Origin of the sequence: Azospirillum sp. A26 (genome assembly GCF_042604635.1) — a bacterium.
GTDB lineage: Bacteria > Pseudomonadota > Alphaproteobacteria > Azospirillales > Azospirillaceae > Azospirillum > Azospirillum palustre.
The window spans coordinates 418,734-437,040 of the sequence record NZ_CP170475.1 but is presented as its reverse complement, the minus strand read 5'-3'; the positions used below and the strand labels follow the sequence as shown (position 1 = coordinate 437,040).

Annotated in this window: 15 protein-coding genes; 10 read left to right on the top strand and 5 right to left on the bottom strand. The window is 67.9% G+C overall.

The features are described from left to right. The first annotated feature begins 16 nt into the window (after positions 1–16). A complete protein-coding gene (locus ABNQ39_RS30795) occupies positions 17–931 on the top strand; it encodes a LysR substrate-binding domain-containing protein (RefSeq protein WP_376965377.1) in 915 nt (304 codons plus the stop codon). A gap of 8 nt (positions 932–939) precedes the next feature. Here the strand turns inward: ABNQ39_RS30795 and ABNQ39_RS30790 are convergent, their stop codons facing one another. Next, positions 940–2,811 (bottom strand): PAS-domain containing protein, encoded by a 1,872-nt coding sequence (locus tag ABNQ39_RS30790; RefSeq protein ID WP_376965375.1) that lies wholly within the window; start codon positions 2,809–2,811, stop codon positions 940–942. Positions 2,812–3,093: 282 nt separating this feature from the next. Here ABNQ39_RS30790 and ABNQ39_RS30785 point away from each other — a divergent pair, with 282 nt between their 5' ends. The 4 genes from ABNQ39_RS30785 to ABNQ39_RS30770 all read left to right on the top strand — a co-directional run bounded on the left by ABNQ39_RS30785 (position 3,094) and on the right by ABNQ39_RS30770 (position 6,360). After that, on the top strand, positions 3,094–3,519 hold the full coding sequence (locus ABNQ39_RS30785; protein ID WP_109452952.1) for a YqaA family protein: 426 nt from the start codon (positions 3,094–3,096) through the stop codon (positions 3,517–3,519). Positions 3,520–3,760: 241 nt separating this feature from the next. Further along, on the top strand, positions 3,761–5,236 hold the full coding sequence (gene ccoG / locus ABNQ39_RS30780) for a cytochrome c oxidase accessory protein CcoG (protein WP_376965373.1): 1,476 nt from the start codon (positions 3,761–3,763) through the stop codon (positions 5,234–5,236). A gap of 212 nt (positions 5,237–5,448) precedes the next feature. Beyond that, positions 5,449–6,006, top strand: coding sequence for a hypothetical protein (locus ABNQ39_RS30775; protein ID WP_376965371.1), 558 nt, complete (start codon positions 5,449–5,451; stop codon positions 6,004–6,006). A 183-nt stretch (positions 6,007–6,189) separates the two neighbouring features. Further along, the gene (locus ABNQ39_RS30770) at positions 6,190–6,360 is read left to right on the top strand and encodes a hypothetical protein (protein ID WP_376965369.1); all 171 of its coding nucleotides are present in this window, start codon (positions 6,190–6,192) and stop codon (positions 6,358–6,360) included. Between the two features lie 44 nt (positions 6,361–6,404). Here ABNQ39_RS30770 and ABNQ39_RS30765 read toward each other — a convergent pair whose 3' ends face one another. Both ABNQ39_RS30765 and ABNQ39_RS30760 read right to left on the bottom strand, forming a co-directional pair. Continuing rightward, positions 6,405–7,565, bottom strand: coding sequence for a cytochrome-c peroxidase (locus ABNQ39_RS30765; protein ID WP_376965367.1), 1,161 nt, complete (start codon positions 7,563–7,565; stop codon positions 6,405–6,407). A 141-nt stretch (positions 7,566–7,706) separates the two neighbouring features. Continuing rightward, the gene (locus ABNQ39_RS30760; protein WP_376965365.1) at positions 7,707–8,552 is read right to left on the bottom strand and encodes a uroporphyrinogen-III synthase; all 846 of its coding nucleotides are present in this window, start codon (positions 8,550–8,552) and stop codon (positions 7,707–7,709) included. A 179-nt stretch (positions 8,553–8,731) separates the two neighbouring features. Here ABNQ39_RS30760 and ABNQ39_RS30755 point away from each other — a divergent pair, with 179 nt between their 5' ends. Next, positions 8,732–9,949, top strand: coding sequence for an acyltransferase family protein (locus ABNQ39_RS30755; RefSeq protein ID WP_376965363.1), 1,218 nt, complete (start codon positions 8,732–8,734; stop codon positions 9,947–9,949). A 20-nt stretch (positions 9,950–9,969) separates the two neighbouring features. Here ABNQ39_RS30755 and ABNQ39_RS30750 read toward each other — a convergent pair whose 3' ends face one another. Next, positions 9,970–10,590 (bottom strand): class I SAM-dependent methyltransferase, encoded by a 621-nt coding sequence (locus ABNQ39_RS30750; protein WP_174474859.1) that lies wholly within the window; start codon positions 10,588–10,590, stop codon positions 9,970–9,972. A gap of 302 nt (positions 10,591–10,892) precedes the next feature. On the opposite strand from ABNQ39_RS30750, the gene ABNQ39_RS30745 reads away from it, so the two are divergent. Then, complete coding sequence (locus ABNQ39_RS30745) at positions 10,893–12,683, top strand: sensor histidine kinase (protein WP_376965360.1); 1,791 nt, start codon at positions 10,893–10,895, stop codon at positions 12,681–12,683. Between the two features lie 7 nt (positions 12,684–12,690). Further along, on the top strand, positions 12,691–14,085 hold the full coding sequence (locus ABNQ39_RS30740; protein WP_376965358.1) for a sigma-54-dependent transcriptional regulator: 1,395 nt from the start codon (positions 12,691–12,693) through the stop codon (positions 14,083–14,085). 7 nt (positions 14,086–14,092) lie between these two features. On the opposite strand, the gene ABNQ39_RS30735 is transcribed toward ABNQ39_RS30740, so the two are convergent. Then, positions 14,093–15,772 carry a glycosyltransferase family 39 protein gene (locus tag ABNQ39_RS30735; protein ID WP_376965356.1) on the bottom strand — a complete coding sequence of 560 codons (1,680 nt, stop codon included), beginning with the start codon at positions 15,770–15,772 and terminating at the stop codon, positions 14,093–14,095. 265 nt (positions 15,773–16,037) lie between these two features. Between ABNQ39_RS30735 and ABNQ39_RS30730 the strand changes: the two genes are divergently transcribed. Both ABNQ39_RS30730 and ABNQ39_RS30725 read left to right on the top strand, forming a co-directional pair. Beyond that, complete coding sequence (locus ABNQ39_RS30730) at positions 16,038–16,514, top strand: MerR family transcriptional regulator (RefSeq protein ID WP_376965730.1); 477 nt, start codon at positions 16,038–16,040, stop codon at positions 16,512–16,514. After that, positions 16,499–18,124 carry a 3-(methylthio)propionyl-CoA ligase gene (locus tag ABNQ39_RS30725; protein ID WP_376965354.1) on the top strand — a complete coding sequence of 542 codons (1,626 nt, stop codon included), beginning with the start codon at positions 16,499–16,501 and terminating at the stop codon, positions 18,122–18,124. The genes ABNQ39_RS30730 and ABNQ39_RS30725 overlap by 16 nt, the downstream gene beginning before the upstream one ends. The last annotated feature ends 183 nt before the right edge of the window (positions 18,125–18,307 follow it).

Genomic DNA, 18,307 nt, shown 5'->3' with positions numbered 1-18,307 from the left:
TTATGGGATTTCGGCAATGCGCCTGACCAACCTCGACATGGATGCGCTGCGCAGCTTCGTCGCCGGCATCGACGCCGGATCCTTCGCCCAGGCCGCCGACCGGCTCGGACGGTCGACATCGGCAGTCAGCGCCCAGCTCAAGAAGCTGGAGGAGCAGGCCGGGACGGCGCTGGTGCGCAAAGCGGGTCGCGGGTTGACGCTCACCGATGGCGGGGAGGTGCTGCTCTCCTATGCCCGGCGTCTGTTGAACCTGAATGACGAGGCAATGAGCGCCGTTCGCGGCGCGGGGCTGGAGGGCTGGGTCCGTCTGGGAATCCAGGAGGATTTCGGCGAGAGCGTGTTGCCGCAGGTTCTCGGCCGCTTCGCCCGCGCCCATCCCAAAGTCCGGATCGAAGGACGCATCGCCCGCAACAGCGAGCTGTCCGAGAAGATCGCCTCCGGCCATCTCGATCTGGCTCTGGCATGGGACGACGGCAGCGCATCGGCCACCGAGCGGATCGCGTCATTGCCGCTGTGCTGGCTGACCGCGGCGGAGGAGGCGCCACTCTGGCGGGCCGACGGGAACGAGCCGTTGCCGCTCGCCGCATTGGAGGCGCCGTGCCTGCTGCGCACCATCGCCTGCGACCATCTGGACCGGCATGGGATTGCCTGGCGCATCGCCTTCGTCAGCCCGAGCCTGGGCGGCCTCTGGGCGGCGACGGCCGCGGGGCTCGGCATCGCCCTGAGGACGCCGGTGGGCCGGCCGGCGGCGGTGCGCGTGCTGGATCCCGCCGCCTGCGGCCTGCCGCAACTTCCCTCGCTCGGCCTCCGGCTCCTGCGGTCCGACAAGGGACCGAACCCGATTGGCGATCATCTCGCCACCATCATCCGGCAGGCGTTGCGCGAAACACTGCCGGCCGGCTGGATGCCGGAAACACCGGGCGCCGGGTGACGCCGGCCTCACAGTGGCAGCGGATCGGCCGGCGTCACTCGCGGGAAGCGCAGCGTGAAGGCGGTCCCCGCCCCCGGCTCGCTCTCCAGCCGCAGCCGGCCGCGCAGGGTTCGCGTGACCAGCGTGTAGACGATGTTCAAGCCCAGCCCGCTGCCGCCGCGGTCGCGGCTGGTGGTGAAGAAGGGCTCGAAGATTTTGCCATGCAGGTCGGCCGGAATGCCGCGCCCGTCGTCGGCATAGACCAGTTCCACCTCTCCGCCGGTCACCGTGACCGTCACGGTCAGCCGGCCGCGGACGCCGGGTTCATAGCCGTGTAGGAGCGAGTTGATGACGAAATTGGTCAGGATCTGGCCGAAAGCGCCGGGATAGCTGTCGAGCGTCAGACCGTCCGGACAACGCACCTCGATCGAATGCCCGCTGCGGCGGATGCGCATGCCCAGGCTGCGCAGAATCTCGTGGATGTAGTGGTTCAGTTCGAAGACGCGGCGCTCCTCGCTGGCCTGATCGACGGCGATCTGCTTGAAGCTCTGAATCAGACGGGTGGCGCGCTCGATGTTCAGCAGCATCAGCTGCGTCGCCTCGTCGGCGATGTCGATGTAGTCCGCGAAATCGCCGCGCCGCAGGCTGCCGGCTTCGAAGAGATGCCGCAAGGCACGGGTCTTCTCCGCCAGCAGCGAGGCGCCGGTCAGGGCAATGCCGACCGGCGTGTTGATCTCATGCGTCACGCCGGCCACCAGCGATCCCAGGGCCGCCATCTTCTCCGCCTGGATCAGCTGGACCTGCGCCTCCTTCAAATCCTGCAAGGCCCGCTCGGCCTCATCCCTGGCGGCGCGCACCGCCTCGGCCGCATGGACGCTTTCGGTGACGTCGGTGTGGGCGCCGACGATGCGGACGATTCGGCCGTCATTCCCCGTCACGGCGAGCACGCGGGTCTCCAGGAAGATCGTCTGGCCGGACCGGTGGCGGAAACGCTGGAGCTGGCGGCTTTCCGACTGGCGGCCGGTCGCCAGCTCCTCCACCATCTCCAGCGCGGCGTCACGGTCCTGCGGATGGAGCAGTTCCTCCCACCGGTGGCGGCTGTTGTCCATTTCCGCTTCGGAATATCCCAGCAATCCCCACCATTGCGGGGAAAACCACACCTCCCCGCTGTTCAGGTCCCATTGCGAGATGCCCTCGCGTGCCGCCCGGATCGCCTGTTCCAGCAATTCCCGGCTGGAGGCCAGCTCCCGCTCCGCCTGCTTGCGGCGGGTGATGTCGGTGTAGGTGGTGACGAATCCACCGTCGGGCAGCGGCAGGGTCACCGTCTCGATGATGACGCCGTCGGGCCGGACACGCTCGTTGTAGAAGGGCCAGGGCGCCTTGCGGATATGGTGCAGCCGCTGCGCCACCAGATCGTCGACGTTGCCGCGGCCATAGCCGCCTTGTTCCGCGATGTGTCGGACCACCGCCTCGTAAGGCTGGGCATAGCGCGGGAATCCGGGATCGATGTGGAGCAGTTCCAGCACGCGCCGGTTCCAGGCGACCAGCCGGAGGTCGCGGTCGAAGGCCATCACCCCCTGGCTGAGGCAGTCGAGCACCGAGCTGGTCTTCGCCCACGGTTCACGCTCCGCCGGGCTGCCGGCAACGGCCGCCTCGACCGCCGTCAGCAGCCATTCGCCCGCTTCCCCGGCACCCAGCGCCAATGTGACGGCGCTGCCGTCGGGAAGCCCCGAAATCATCGGCCGGCCGCGGCGCAGGTCGGCCATCGCACCGCCCAACAGGCTGCCGAACAGGCCGTCCAGCGTCGTGTTGCCCGCCACGGCGAACCGGGCCGCAAAGGCGGCATTGGCCCACACCAGACGTTCGTCGGCGTCGAAGCGGGCGAACCCGGTTTTCCCCATGCCCGTTCCTACTCCCTCCGCTCAGCCCACCAGCCACCGAAGTCGCGCGAAGACTCTGCTTAAAACAGAATTGATTACGGGAATATTCACAAATCCAGACGCGCATGCAGATTTTTCTTTCGTATTCTTGTATCCCCTGAGTTGTAGGGCAAGCGTCATTGTGTGACGATTCTCGGCAAATCCGGCGGACAGGCCTCTTGATTTTACGCCACCACGAAGCCTAATCCAGCGCCTGTCGTGGGGTGCGGCAGTCAAGCCGTTGGCAGGAAAAGGATTTGCATGATGGGAGATGTCGCGGCCTATGGCAGCCTGTTCCTGGTGGCGCTGGTGGCCGCGACGATTTTTCCCGCCCAGTCCGAGCTTCTGCTCGCCGGGCTGCATGCATCCGGCAACTATCACGATGGCCTGCTGATTCTGGTGGCGACCGTCGGAAATGTCGCCGGCTCCACGATCAACTGGGCGCTCGGCCGCTATCTGATGCATTTCCAGGACCGCCGCTGGTTCCCGGTTTCCCGCCCGCTGGTCGAACGGGCGACCGGATGGTACCAGCGCTTCGGCGTCTGGTCGCTGCTGCTGGCCTGGGTGCCGGTGATCGGCGATCCGCTGACGCTCGTCGCCGGCATCCTGCGCGTCGACCTGCGCCTGTTCCTGCTGCTGGTGACCGTCGGCAAGCTGGGACGGTACGTTGCGCTGATTGTTGCAATATAGCACAGTATAGTAGAAGTATTGTGCGTGATACCGCCGAAAGCCGACAACAATGGGCTTGTGAACGGGCCCGCCGGCACAGTATTAACGGACCCCGAAACGCGGATCCCTCGAACCGGTGAAAAGCCTCGGACCTGAAGGGGCTTTTCGGAATATCGACGTTGTTTGACAGAGGTCAAACGCGCCGCATCGGCGGTCGACTATGCTCCGCGCCAACGTGGAACCGGAAATCAGGCGCATCGACATGCCAGACGGAAGCATCGTTCAGCAGGGCTCGGCCCAACCCGCCAAGGTTCCGCTGTACGAAAACCATAAGACGATCCATCCGAAGGCGGTCAAGGGCCTCTATCGCCGCCTCAAGACCGTCACCTTCTCCGTTCTTCTGGCACTGTTCTTCATCGCCCCCTGGATCCGCTGGGAGCGCGGTCCCGATGCGCCGGCCCAGGCGGTGCTGTTCGACCTGACCACGCCGCGCTTCTTCCTGTTCTGGATCGAGATCTGGCCGCAGGAGATCTATTACCTCACCGGCATCCTGATCGTCGCGGCGCTGGGCCTGTTCCTGGCGACCGCGCTGGCCGGGCGCGTCTGGTGCGGCTTCGCCTGCCCGCACACGGTGTGGACCGACCTGTTCGTGTGGATCGAGCGCGTCTTCGAAGGCGACCGGGCGGAGCGCATCCGCATGGACAAGCAGCCCTGGACGACGCGCAAGATGCTGCGCAAGGCCGGCAAGCATGCCGGCTGGATTGCGCTGAGCCTCGTCACCGGCTTCGGCTTCCTCGCCTATTTCACCGACGCCCCTGCCCTGCTGCACGATCTGGTCACCTTCCAGGCCAGCTACGAGGCAACGTCGTTCTTCGGCATCTTCGTCGGCATGACTTATGTGATGGCCGGCTGGACGCGCGAGCAGATGTGCATGTACATGTGCCCGTGGCCGCGCATCCAGAGCGCGATGCTGGACGAACATTCGCTGGTCGTCACCTATCAGGTCGACCGCGGCGACAACCGCGGCCCGAAGCGCAAGTCGCAGAGCTGGGACGAGCGGCGCGCCCAGGGCTTCGGCGACTGCATCGACTGCGGCCAGTGCGTGCAGGTCTGCCCGATGGGCATCGACGTCCGCACCGGCGAGCAGTCGGACTGCATCAATTGCGGCCTGTGCGTCGACGCCTGCGACAGCATCATGATCCAGCAGGGCCTGCCCACCCGCCTGATCGCCTTCGATTCGCTGGCCGCCCAGGACACGCGGGCTTCCGGCAAGAGCTACCAGTGGCGCCTCGCCCGTCCGCGCGTCATCGTCTATGCCCTGATGATGCTGGTCATCGGCGGCGCGATGGCCTGGAGCTTCGCGCTCCGCCCCAGCCTGAACATCACCGTTCTGCGCGACCGCGCCCCACTGTTCGTGACGCTGTCCGACGGGTCGATCCGCAACGCCTACACCTTCAAGGTCGCCAACAAGACCCGGCAGAACCGCTCCTACACCCTCAGCGTCGCCGGCCTGCCCACCGCCGACATCAAGGTGATCGGCGAGGCCGGGGATGAGTCCGCCGCCCACACCGCCACCATCTCGGCGGAGCCGGACAGCGTCGCCACCTACCGCGTCTATGTGACGGCCCCGCGCACGGCACTCACCGCCGCCTCCCTTCCCCTGACCTTCCAGCTGTCCGACACCGGCACGGCCGAGAAGAACAGCCGCGACAGCGTTTTCCTCGGCCCCGCCAACTGACGGTCGCCAGCACCTTGGCATGAGCGCGAAAGGCGGTGGCCGTCGGAACGGCCTACCGCCTTTCGCTTTTGTGCGCAAAGGAGGGACGCCCGCATGGACAGTTTGCGCGGGCACCCCAGCCACTCACCTGACTCAAGCGAACGCAGGCTGGGCCACGGCGACACCGTGCCGCCCGGCAGCTTGGTGACGGGTGGCAGCGAGGTGAAGATCCCATGCTTTTTGATTTCGAACCATCGGGCATCAACGACACCTACCTGCGCCTGACCCGCAACGGGCTGTCCTGCATCGTTGCGCCGGCCGGGGCATGGAACGGGCTTGTCCGGGTGAACTACATCGTGGCCGGCGCCCCCGGCAGCAGCGAACCCTACATGATCTTCCGCAGCCTGGATGTCGGCTGGGACGACGGCCGCTTCTGCTGGAAGGGGCGCGCGGCGCCGGTGATGACCAGTTCGGCCATGGTCGACATCCTGCTGGATCGCGGGATGGTGACCGAGGCGGAGGCGGAACGGCTGCTGTTCGGCATCAACGCGCCGGCGGCCGGCGCCACGTCGGACGAGTCGCTGATGATCCGCGCGCTGCTCGCCGGCTGCAGCTTCACCCCCGTCTACGACCAGCAACCGCTCAGCAGCGAACCGCCGACGGTCGCCGGCTTCGCCATGCGCACCCTGTCCGATCCCGGCGCCTTCATGCTGGAGGCCCGCAACGGCATCCCCGTTCTGGACAGCGAGGCGCGCGACGCCCTGCGCCGGCTGGTCGGCGTGGTGATGTGACGGCCTACTCCTCCGTCTTTGGTCGAAGATCGCGGCGAAGAGGGTCGATTCCTTGCCCAAAGGCGTAGGGGTTAGACCTTCGGGCGATAGAAACTGTCACAGTGCCGGGACATTCTTATTGCAACTGCTCACAGGAGCCATGCTGCCGCCGACTTAACCCCTTGCGAGAGAGTCCGACCAGCCATGAACGCCAGACTGTCCCACCGCTGCACCTCCCTGTTCGACCGCGCCCGCGCCGCTTGGCTCAGCCAGCCGCTGGCCCGCAGACTGACTTCCCGCAAGGCCGCCGGGCGCCCCCGGATGTCGATGGAACTGCTGGACCTGGAACTCTTCCGCATCGACATCGGTCATTGAGGGCTGCCGTCCGGCCCCATTCCCGGCCCCAGCCGCTGATTGCCCTATTTCAGCAGATGCTCGTACCGCGCATCGGTCAGCGTCTTCATGAAGGCGACCAGCGCCTTGACGCGGCGGGTATCAAGGGCGGGCGCCGATTCCAGTTCCTTTGACGACAGGTTCGCCGCCACCTCCGGCGGTCCCCACGGCTTGCCCGTCTCCGGGTTGAGCGCGGCCTTTTCCGTCCGGTTGTTGTAGTGGTCGTAGAAGCGGACCACCGTTTCCAGATCCTTGAACACCCCGTTGTGCATGTAGGGGCCGGTCACCGCGACGTTGCGCAGGGTCGGCGTCTTGAACTTTCCCTCGTAAGCGGGCTTGGCCGCCGCCGGATTGTCGTGCAGCCCGCGGTCGGCGAAACCCGGCTTGGTCGTCGCCTCGCGCAGGGCGGGATTGGCCGGCACGCCGATGTTGTGGTGTTCGTAATTGGTGAAGGTCTCGCCCGCGGCGGCCGGCATCGGCTTCAGCTTGTGGCACTGGTTGCAGTTGGTGAACTGGGTGGAGAAGAACAGGGTCATCCCCAGATCCTCCTCCGCCGTCATCTTGTACTCGCCGCGCAGGGAGCGGTCGTATTTCGAATCGAAGGGCGCGAAGCGGTCGGTCTTCTCGAAGGCGGCGATGCTGTCGCTCATCGCGTCATAGGCGCGCTCCGCATCGTCCAGCACGCCGGCGCCGTAGAGCGCCACGAAGGCCCGGGCATAGTCGGGATTCTCCGCCAGCCGGGTGCGTGCCTGCTCCTTGGACGCCAGCCCCATCTCCGCCGGGTTCAGCGGCGGGCCGCCGGCCTGATCCTTCAGGGTGGCGGCGCGGCCGTCCCAGAACTGCCCGCCGACCGCCTTGCCGTCGGCCCTGATGTGGAAGGACGGCGTGAAGGCGGCATAGCTCGCCGTCGGCGCGTTGCGGTCGCCCACCGATTTGCCGTTGTCCCCGACCGACGCCGCCCCGCCCGCCCCGCCGGTGCGCGGATCGGCGAAGCCGAACTCCGGGTTGTGGCAGTCGCCGCAAGACTGGGTGCGGTTGGCCGACAGGGCGGTATCCGAGAACAGCGCCTCCCCCAGCCTCTCCTTGCTTGAGAGATCGGCGGCGAGCGCCGTCCCGCCTCCCGCCAGACCGGCCGACAAGAGCGCCAGCGCCAACGCACGGGGCAGGAAAACGGGGAGGGTGGACATGATGACGCTCCTGACAACGGCCACTGACTGAGGCCGACACTGAGCGTCAAAGGTTAAGCGAGAGTGAGAATTGTTATCAATTGACCTGCGCGGAAGAGGGGTGGGACGAAAGGTCGCTGACCGGCAAAGGCCCCGGCCCGATCAGGCCGGCCCGTTTCCTTCCCCCTCGGTCAGCAGGCGGCGGATGGCGTTGACCAGCGGCTTCATGTGGAAGGTCGAGTCCGGAGAAACCGCGACGGTTCCGCCGGCCGCCTCCACCGCCTCGGCCACCACCGGACCGACGGCGGCGATGCGTGTCCTGGCGAAGCCCTGGCGGAAGGCGTCGCCAAGGCCGCAGGCCTCCGCCACCTCATGCAGGCGCCGCACCTGGGGGGAGGCGGTGAAGGCGACGAAGTCGATGCGCCCCTCCGCCATGTCGCGGATCGCCGCCTGGACGGCGCCGGTCTCCGAATCGTTGGCGTAGCGGTAGGGGGTGACCGCAACCGGCTGGCCGCCGCCCGCCCGCACCGCCTCCAGCAGCGGTTCGTTCGGGTTGTCGGGATAGAGCTGGATACCGACGCGGCGGCCGGACAGATCCTCGTCTCCCAGCATGGCGATGACGCCGTCGGTAGTCGGGGCGGGAGCGGATTTGTAAGGCGCGCAGCCGATCTCGCGGAGCGCCTTCACCGGCTTCGGGCCACGGACGAAGACCCGCGCGCGGCCGATGGCGGCGACCACTTCAGCCTCGCGCTCCATGGCGCGGGCGACGGTCATCAGCCGCCGCAGCCCCTCGCCGGTCAGCAGGACGATGTCGTCGTACCCCTCGGTCAGCAGCCGCTCCAGCCACGCCCGTGCCGGCGCAGGGTCGTCGAGGTCGAGGATTTTCACCATCGGGCAGCGGATCGTCTCGGCCCCATGCTGTTCCATCATGCCGGCGAACAGGTCGAGGTCCCGGCTTTCCGGCACCAGAATCCGCTTCCCCGCCAGATCGCCGCTCTGTCCGGCCATGGTCCCGCTCCCGTGATCAGCCTGTGTGGTGAGACCGAGACTAACAGCAGGCGGCGGGCGCGGTCACGCGGGATGGAGCGGTGCGCCCCAGCCGGAGACCAGCGAACGGCTTTGAGGCGAACGGCCTTGACAAGCGGTCCGCAGGCATCTCCCCATCACGCGATCCACGACGGCTGCGCATGACGATCCGGAACGACGCTATGGCCTTCTCCCCGCTGCTGGCGGTTTTCCTCTTCGCGGTGGCGATCTGCGCGTCCTGGGCCATTCTGCGCCTCGTTCCCCGTCCGCTTCGCCCGCAGGCCGGCGCAGACGGCCGAAATGAGGGCCGCTACGCCGCCATCGACGGGATGCGCGGGCTACTGGCTTATGCCGTGTTCATCCATCACGGCATCATCACCTGGCAATATCTCCACACCGGCCTTTGGGCGCTGCCGCCCTCGCGGCTCTACACCCAGTTGGGACAGAGCAGCGTGGCGCTGTTCTTCATGGTCACCGCCTTTCTGTTCTGGGACAAGCTGCTGAAGGCCGGGCCGGACATGGACTGGCCGGGCTTCGTGTCGTCCCGCATTTACCGAGTCTATCCGGTCTATGCGGTCGCCGTGCTGCTGGTCGCGGTGCTGGCACTGGCCTCGACGGGTTTCGAAGTCAGGACCGGTCCGCTCGACCTGCTGCGCCGGCTGATCGGCTGGGCGACCTTCAAGGCTCTGCCGATCAACGGCCTGGAGAACACCGGGCAGATCGTCGCCTACGCCACCTGGTCCCTGCCCTACGAGCTGCTGTTCTACGCGGCATTGCCGGCACTCGCCGTCCTGGTCACGCCGGCCCGCCGGCTGCGGCCGGCCCTCGTGTCGGTCGCGGCGACGCTGATCCTTCTGCTCTATTTCCGCAATTTCAGCCTTGCGGTGCTGGAGTGCTTCCTGGGCGGCATCGCCGCCGCCCATGCGATCCGCCGGCCCGGGCTCGTCCGGTTCGCGCGGTCGGACCGTGGTCTGGCGGTGGCGCTCGCCGGCTTGTCGGCGGCTGTGGCAGGCTTCGACACCGCCTATGCGCCGCTCCCCATGCTGGGGCTCGGCCTGTTCTTCGCCGCCGTTGCCGCCGGTCAGAGTTTCCGCGGCGCCCTGACCTGTCAGCCGGCTCTATGGCTGGGAGAGATCAGCTACGGCGTCTATCTGCTGCACGGGATCGTGATCTGGACAGCGGTCACCGCCAACGCTCCCATGCGTTCCCTTGTCGGAGAGGATGCAGGGCTGTACGCGCTGGCGCTGGCGGGGACAGGCATCCTCGTCGTGGCGGTCGCCAGCCTCGTCCATCTGGCGATCGAGCGGCCGGCGATCATGGCCGGCCGGCGGAGCCGCGCCCTGCGCCGGAACGACCGTGCCGAGCGCGTCCCAGCCTGACGGATCGCGGCTATGGCAATCTAGCCACGCCGGCAGTGCAGCAGGCTGAACAGCCCGAAGGGCGGCAGCGTGCGGATGCTCTCCACCGCCAGCCGCGACCCAGTCATCATCGCATCCAGCGTGAAGTCCGGCCGCCAGCCGAGCTTCTTCGACAGGGGCGACAGCCACCCCTCCACCGCGCGGCGGACACCGGCTTCGGGAGCGGCGAAATGGTTGACGATCACGATGTCGCCGCCGGGTTTGCAGACTCGCTCCAACTCCGCCATCGTGCCCTGGGGGTCGGGGACGACGGTCATCACATACATGGCGACCACCACGTCGAAGCTGCCGTCGGCAAAGGCCAGCTTGCCGGCATCCATCTCCAGCAGCCCTTCGACATGGTCGAGCTTCTCGCGCTCCACCCGCTCCTGCGCCACCTTCAGCATGTCGGTGGACAGGTCGATGCCGACGACGCGGTTGTCCTTGCGGTAGTCGGACAGCGACAGGCCGGTGCCGACGCCGACCTCCAGGATGCGCAGGCCGCCGCGGCGGTTCAGCCACTCCACCGCAGCATGCCGGCCCGATGCCAAAAGCACCCCGAACACGCGGTCGTAGAAGCCGGCGTAGCGGCGATAAGCGGCGCGAATGGATTCGGCGTCCATGATCCTGTCCCCCCGTTTCGATCCCGTTGCCGGCAGTTGCGACAAGGTCGAGCCCAAGCCGTCGGCGGCGCACCATAGCCGGCTTTCGTGCATCATGAAAGTGACGCAAACAACAAAACCCGGCCAATGTCACGCATCGGGAGGCTGTTCATTTGACATAGGCACGAGAATGATTCATCGGCATTTCATATGCTGGTTTTCTTGATTGAACGTTCATTCAAAATACGGTGCTGCTTTACCGCTCCGACGCTCCGTCGGAAAAGGCGCTGGACAGCGTCGCCCCGGCGGCTCCATAGACAGGCATGGCCGACACCGTTCCCCCCCGTCCGCTGCGCCGCCGCAGGATGGCGATCCTCGTCGCGGCACTGGCCGCGGTGACGGCACTGGCCTGCTGGGGCGCCTATCGCTGGGCGGAGGCGGAGGCGCGGGCGGCGCTGACCCTCAACGGCGACCAGCGTCTCGGCCTCTATGCCAGCAGCATCCGCAACGCGGTCGGCCGTTACGACTATCTGCCCTTCCTGCTCGCCCGCGACCATGAGGTGCTCGACCTGCTCGACGCGCCTTCGGACCTGCGGCGCGACGCCGTGAACCGCCGGCTGGAGACGGCGAACGCGGCGGCGGGATCGGCGGCGCTCTATGTGGTGGACCGCAAGGGATTGGCGCTGGCGGCCAGCAACTGGGCCGATCCGGTGCAGAGCTTCATCGGCCATACCTACGACTTCCGCCCCTATTTCCGTCAGGCGGTGGAGAGCGGCAGCGGCCGTTACTTCGGCATCGGCGTCACCACCGGGCTGCCCGGCTATTTCCTGTCGCACGCGGTGCGTCAGGGCGAGGCGCTGACCGGCGTCGCTGTGGTCAAGATCGATCTGGAACCGGTGCAGCGCGACTGGGCGGCCGGCGGCGAGCGGGTGCTGGTGACCGACGAGAACGGCATCGTCTTCCTGTCCAGCCATGCCGAGTGGAAATACCGCGCCCTGCGCCCGCTGCCCGGCGCGGTGACGGACAGGCTGGCCCAGACCCGCCAGTATGACCGCAGCGATCTGCCCCCGCTCGGCCTGCATGACGGCCCGCTGATGGAAAACGGCGCCCGGCTGATCAGCCTTCCCATCTCAGGTCCGGAGGCAACCCGCCGCGCCTTTCTGATGCAGGAGCTTGCCCTGCCGGAGTTCGGCTGGACCATCCGCTTCCTGTCCGATCTGGAGCCGGTGAAGGCGGAGGCCACCGGTGCGGCCATTCTGACCGCCATGGGCATCCTGCTGCTGGCCGCCGCAACGGCGCTGGGCTGGCAGCGGCGCCAGACCCTGCGGCTCCAACGTGAGGCGCGGGTGACGCTGGAACGCCGGGTGGAGGAGCGCACGGCCGAACTGGTGACCGCCAACCGCATCCTGCGCGACGCGCAGGAGGAACTGGTGCAGGCCGGCAAGCTGGCGGCACTCGGCCAGATGTCGGCGGCGCTCGCTCACGAGATCAACCAGCCGCTGGCCGCCATCCGCACCTTCGTCTCCTCCACCCGGCTTCTGGCGGAGCGGGGCGAAACGGCGATGGTCCGCGACAACCTCGCCATGATCGGCGATCTGGCGGAGCGGATGGCGCTGCTGTCCGGCCATTTGAAGGAGTTCGCCCGCAAGGGGCCGGCACGGGTGGAGGCCGTTCCGGTCGCCCGCGCCATGGACCGCGCGCTGGCCCTGCTGACCTCCCGCCTGCGCGAGGAGGAGGTGCAGGTTGACCGGTCGATCCCGCCCGACGCCCGCGTGCGCGGCGACGCGGTGCGGCTGGAGCAGGTCTTCGTCAACCTGCTGCGCAACGCCGCCGACGCCATGGAGGGCAGCGGGGACCGGCGCCTGACCCTGACCGCCACCCGCAATGCGGAGGGCTGGGAGATCCGCATCCGCGACACCGGCACCGGCATCGCCGAGGCGCACCAGTTCCAGCTGTTCGATCCCTTCTTCACCACCAAGGAGGTCGGACAGGGGCTTGGCCTCGGGCTGTCGCTGTCCTATGGCATCGTGCGGGACTTCGGCGGCACACTGCGGGCGGAGAACAATCCCGAGGGCGGCGCCTGCTTCGTCGTCCAACTGCCGGAGGCACAGTGAGGGCCGAATGAAGACCGATCCGCTTGCCACCCCCGTGCTGTTCATCGACGACGAGCTGGCGATGCGCGTGTCGGTGACGCAGTGGCTGCAACTTGCCGGCTTCGCGGCACAGGGCTTCGAGACGCCGCAGCCGGCGCTGGATCTGCTGTCGCCCGACTTCCCCGGTGTGTTGGTCACCGACGTGCGGATGCCGCGGATGGACGGCATGGCGGTGCTGGAGCGGGCGCTGGAGCGCGACGCCGACCTGCCGGTGATCCTGGTGACCGGCCATGGCGACGTGGCACTGGCGGTGGAGGCGATGCGGCGCGGCGCCTACGACTTCATCGAAAAGCCCTTCGAGCCCGACAATCTGGTCGCCGTCCTCCGCCGCGCGGCGGAGAAGCGCCGTCTGGTTCTGGAGAATCGCGGCCTGCGCCGCCGCGCGGCCGGCGGCGGGATCGAGGCGCGGCTGATCGGCACCTCTCCCGCCATCGCCGAGCTGCGGCGCGACCTGATCGACCTCGCCGCCACCAGCGCCAGCGTGCTGATCCATGGCGAGACCGGCACGGGGAAGGAACTGGTCGCCCGCTGCCTGCACGATTTCGGTCCCAGAGGCTCAAAGGGCGCCTTCGTCGCCGTCAATTGCGGCGCCATCCCCGACAGCATGGCGGAGAGCGAGCTGTTCGGGCACGAGCCCGGCGCCTTCACCGGCGCCACCCAGCGCCGCGCCGGCAAGCTGGAGCATTCCAGCGGCGGCACGCTGTTCCTCGACGAGATCGAGAGCATGCCGCTCGCCATCCAGGTCAAGCTGCTGCGCGCGCTCCAGGAACGCACCATCGAACGGCTGGGCTCCAACAAGCAGGTCGCGGTCGATCTGCGGCTGGTCGCGGCGACCAAGATCGACCTGCTCGACCTCAGCGAGGAGGGGCGCTTCCGCGCCGACCTCTATTACCGGCTGAACGTGGCGGAGCTGCACATCCCGCCGCTGCGGGCGCGGGCGGAGGACATTCCGCTGCTGTTCGACTATTTCACCGCCGAGTTCGCCACCCGCCATACCCGCGAACCGCGCCCGCTGGAGCCGGCCGACCTCGACGCCCTGCTGGCCCACGACTGGCCCGGCAATGTGCGGGAGCTGCGCAATCTGGCCGAACGCCATGTCCTGTCGGTGGGGCGCAGCGGCGTTGCCGGCCTGCTGCGCCGCCGCGCCCTTGGGATTGGGGCCGGGGGAGAGGCGGCGGCAGCGCCGCGCGCCCTGGCCGATCAGGTCGATGCCTTCGAAAAACGGGCGATCGAACAGGCGCTGGAGCGCTGCAAGGGCGACATCAAGGCGGTGATGGACCTGCTGGACATCCCCCGCCGCACCCTGAACGAAAAGATGGCCCGCCACGGCCTGGACCGCATGCGCTTCCTGCCGCGGGTTTGACCGTTCGTCACCACCAGTGGCGCTGCTGGCGGCCGGTGCGCAGGCGGGCCATTTCGACGGTCTTCGCCGGTTCCTCCGGCTTGCGCAGATCCTTCACCACCGCCAGCAGCGCGCCGTCACGCTCGACCTCCGCCACCGTCGGGCCGGCCATCAGCGTGTCGCAATCCTCCTGCGTCGGCGCAATGAAGAAATCGGCGCGGGTCCAGTCGGTGACCCAATGCAGGTTGGCCGGCGCCAGCTTCTCGAAGGCCAGCGGTTCGGCGCAGACGGCGACGCTGTAGCTGCGGTGGCGGTGGGTGCGCGCCTCCTCCGCGGCGATGACCTCCGACAGATCCTCGACCGCTTCGGGCAGGCTGTTGGCCCAGTAATCGACATCGTATTTGCGCACGGCGCCGGCGACGCCGCCGACCAGCTCGTTGAAATAGACATATTCGTTGGGATGCAGCGACTCCAGGACCGCCGCCTCGCGCCCCAGGACCAGCGCCAGCGCAAACCCGGCCAGCACGGCGGCCGACAGTCCGCGCCCGGTGCGCTGGGACACGCCGAACCTCCAGGCGCCGGCCCAGCCGAGCAGCCGGTCGAGCCCGATGCCGCCCAGCACGGCCAGCGGCGGCAGCACGAACAGGAAATGGCGGATCGCGGTATAGCCGGGCGCATGGGTGACGGTGAACCAGACCACCGGAAACAGCGCCGCCAGCGCCACCAGCCCGCAGCCTACCGCGCGGGCGATGCCCTCCCCGCCGGCCAGCCGGTCCCGATGCATCGCCGCCGGCAGAACCAGCAGCCCCAGCACGGCACCGCCCAGCATCACCAGCGGCAGCTTGATCCCGAGATACCAGACCAGATAGCTGCGCGGCACCTCGTACATCCAATATTCCGAACCGCCCAGCAGGGTACGGATCGGGTAATGGAAGTGCGAGAAATCGGCCAGCGCCCGCAAGGGGTTCAACGGCTCCAGCACCGCCCAGGGCCAGAAGACCGCCATCAGCCCGTAGGCGACCGGCAGCGCCGGCAGCAGCCACAGCGCCCCCCGCCCGGTCTCGCGCAGCCGGGCGACGGAGACGCCGCCCAGCAGCAGCCACCCCGCCAGCATCCCCACCGCATAGCCGACCAGCAGCAGTGCTCCGACCCGGATGCCCAGCGCCAGCCCGACGACAATGCCGAATCCCAGCACCGTGGGCAGGCGCGGCCGCGGCATCTGCCCGGCCAGCCGGACCAGCAGCGCCATCCCCGCCATCATCAGCACCGCGAAGGGCACGTCCTTGGTGTGGTTGAACAGCCCGCCATACCAGGGACCGCACAGCGCCAGCAGCGCCCCGGAGAGGAACCCCGCCCGCGGCCCGGCCAACCGGCGGCCGACGCCCCACACCACCGCGATCCCCGCCACCCCGATCAGGGCACACAGCAGATGCCGCGTCTCGTACGGGTCGAAGGGCAGCAGCGGCGCCAGCGCCACCGCCGCCATATCGAACAGCCCGCCATAGAGATAGAGGTTCTTGTAAGTGAAGGCCGAATCGTCGCCGAAACCGCTGCGGTACCAGTCGATCAACTTGGCGCCATAGACATGCTGCACCTCCTCGTCGTTGGAGATGCCATACTGCCGGAAGGTGACGGCGACCAGCACCAGCAGGGCCAGCAGTCCCAACGCCGCGGCCAGATCCCACGGCTCGCCGATCGGACGGCGCAAAAAGCTGGTCCTCCCCGTCACCCCACTCCCCCGCTTCCCGTCCGCCTGCATGCCGAAGTCCGGATGCCGAAGTCCGAGCGCAGGAAGCACCGGCGGCCATGGCTTGTCATGTGAAATCTCTGCCACAGTCGCACCGCGCCGTCCGCAGGCCGAAGGTCGCGGCAATCAGTCGGCTGTCGCAGCACGACATAAAGCCTGCTTTAGCTCATTGACGTTGACTTCCCCCCAGTACCCGTGGAGAAATCGTCGGCACAGGGGATTGTTCATGGCCGAACGGGATCGGGTCTATGGCGTGACGGAGCTGGCGGCGGAGTTCGATCTCACGCCGCAGGCGCTGCGCTATTACGAGGAAAAGGGACTGCTGGCGCCGCAACGCGCCGGGGGGCGGCGGGTGTTCACCTACCGCGACCGCGCGCGGCTGATGATGATTCTGAAGTTCCGCCGGGTCGGCTTCTCGCTGGAGCAGATCGCCGAATATCTCGCCCACTACCGCTCCGGCCGGCCCAGCGCCGGGCAATACCGCGACGGACTGCGCAAAATCCGCTCCCGCCTCGTTGAGCTTGAGCGGATGCGCTCAGAAATCAGCGAGGTGATCCTTGAGCTGGAGGCGATGGAGGCCGACGCCGAACGGCGGCTCACCGCCTGCACGCATGACGATGCCCCACCACCAGACGACCCAAAATCAAACTGTCCAAAACCAGAAGCGACCGAACCGGGAGTGAAACGATGCTGCGCGGAATGATGATGAATGGCCCCCTGCTGGTGACGTCGATCCTGCGTCACGCAGCGCTCTACCATGCCGACACCGAGATCGTGTCGCGCACCACCGAGGGGCCGATCCACCGCTACACCTACGCCGACGCCTGGGTCCGCGCCCAGAAGCTGGCGAACGCGCTGGCGGCGCTGGGGATGAAGCCGGGCGACCGCATCGGCACCCTGGCCTGGAACGGCTACCGCCATCTGGAATGCTATTACGGCATCGGCGGCTCGGGCATGGTCTGCCACACCATCAACCCGCGGCTGTTCCCGGAACAGATCGCCTACATCGTCAACCACGCCGAAGACCGGCTGCTGTTCACCGACCTGACCTTCCTGCCGCTGCTGGAGGGCATCGCCCACGAGCTGACCGGGCTGAAGGGCATCGTCGTGATGACCGACCGCGCCAACATGCCGGTCTCCAGCCTGCCCAACCTGCTGTGCTACGAGGATCTGCTGGCCGACCAGCCGGACGGCTTCGACTGGCCGGAGCTGGACGAGAACACCGCCTGCAGCATGTGCTACACCTCCGGCACCACCGGCAACCCGAAGGGTGTACTGTACAGCCACCGCTCCTCCTACCTGCATGCCATCGCCGCCTGCCTGCCGGACGTGTTCGGCCTGTCGGCGTCGGACGTGGTGCTGCCGGTGGTGCCGATGTTCCACGTCAACGCCTGGGGCGTGCCCTATGCCGCGCCGATGGTCGGCGCCAAGCTGGTCTTCCCCGGCGGCAAGCTGGACGGCGCCAGCCTCTATGAGCTGTTCGAGGCCGAGAAGGTCACCAACAGCGCCGGCGTGCCGACCGTCTGGCTGGCGCTGCTGAACTGGCTGGACGCCAACAAGAAGAAACTGACCAGCATGCGCCGCATCGCCATCGGCGGCTCCGCCTGCCCGCCGGTGATGATCCAGCGCTTCCAGGAGATGGGGGTGGAGGTCCTGCATGCCTGGGGCATGACGGAAACCAGCCCGCTCGGCCTCGCCAACACGCCGAAGGGCAAGCACCGCGGACAGGATGCCGAGGCCGCCCTGGCGCTGGCCTCCAAGCAGGGGCGGCCGATCTGCGGCGTGCAGTTCCGCGTCGTCGACGGCTCCGGCAACGATGTCGCGCGCGACGGCACCAGCTTCGGCCGGCTGCTGGTGCGCGGCCCGACCGTCTGCTCCGGCTATTTCGGCGTGACGGAAAGCCCGGCCCACCAGACGGTGCCGGGCTGGTTCGAGACCGGCGACGTGGTGACGATGGACGCCGATGGCTTCGTCCAGATCGTCGACCGCACCAAGGACGTCATCAAGTCGGGCGGCGAGTGGATCAGCTCCATCGACCTGGAGAACATCGCCGTCGGCCATCCCGGCGTCCAGGAGGCCGCCGCCGTCGCCGTGCCCGACGAAAAATGGGGCGAGCGCCCGATGCTGGTCGTCGTCCGCAAGCCGGACTCCACCGTGACGCGCGAGGAGCTGCTGGCGGTCTTCGACGGCAAGGTGGCGAAATGGTGCATCCCCGACGATGTCCGCTTCGTCGACAGCTTGCCCCACACCGCCACCGGCAAGCTGCTGAAGAGCGAGATCCGCCACATGCTGACCGACCGCGAAGGGGTGTGACCGGAGAAGAATTGGGCCGGAAAAGAAAACGGGCCGGACGGTATCGACCGTCCGGCCCAGTGTCCCCGCTGAACCGGCGAGGACGACGCACCCGAGGGAGGAGCGCGCAACCAAGGGCAGATTACCGGCAGGGGATCGGGGCCACTTGCCCGTCTGCGCCAGAAACTCTGCAAATTCCCGCCA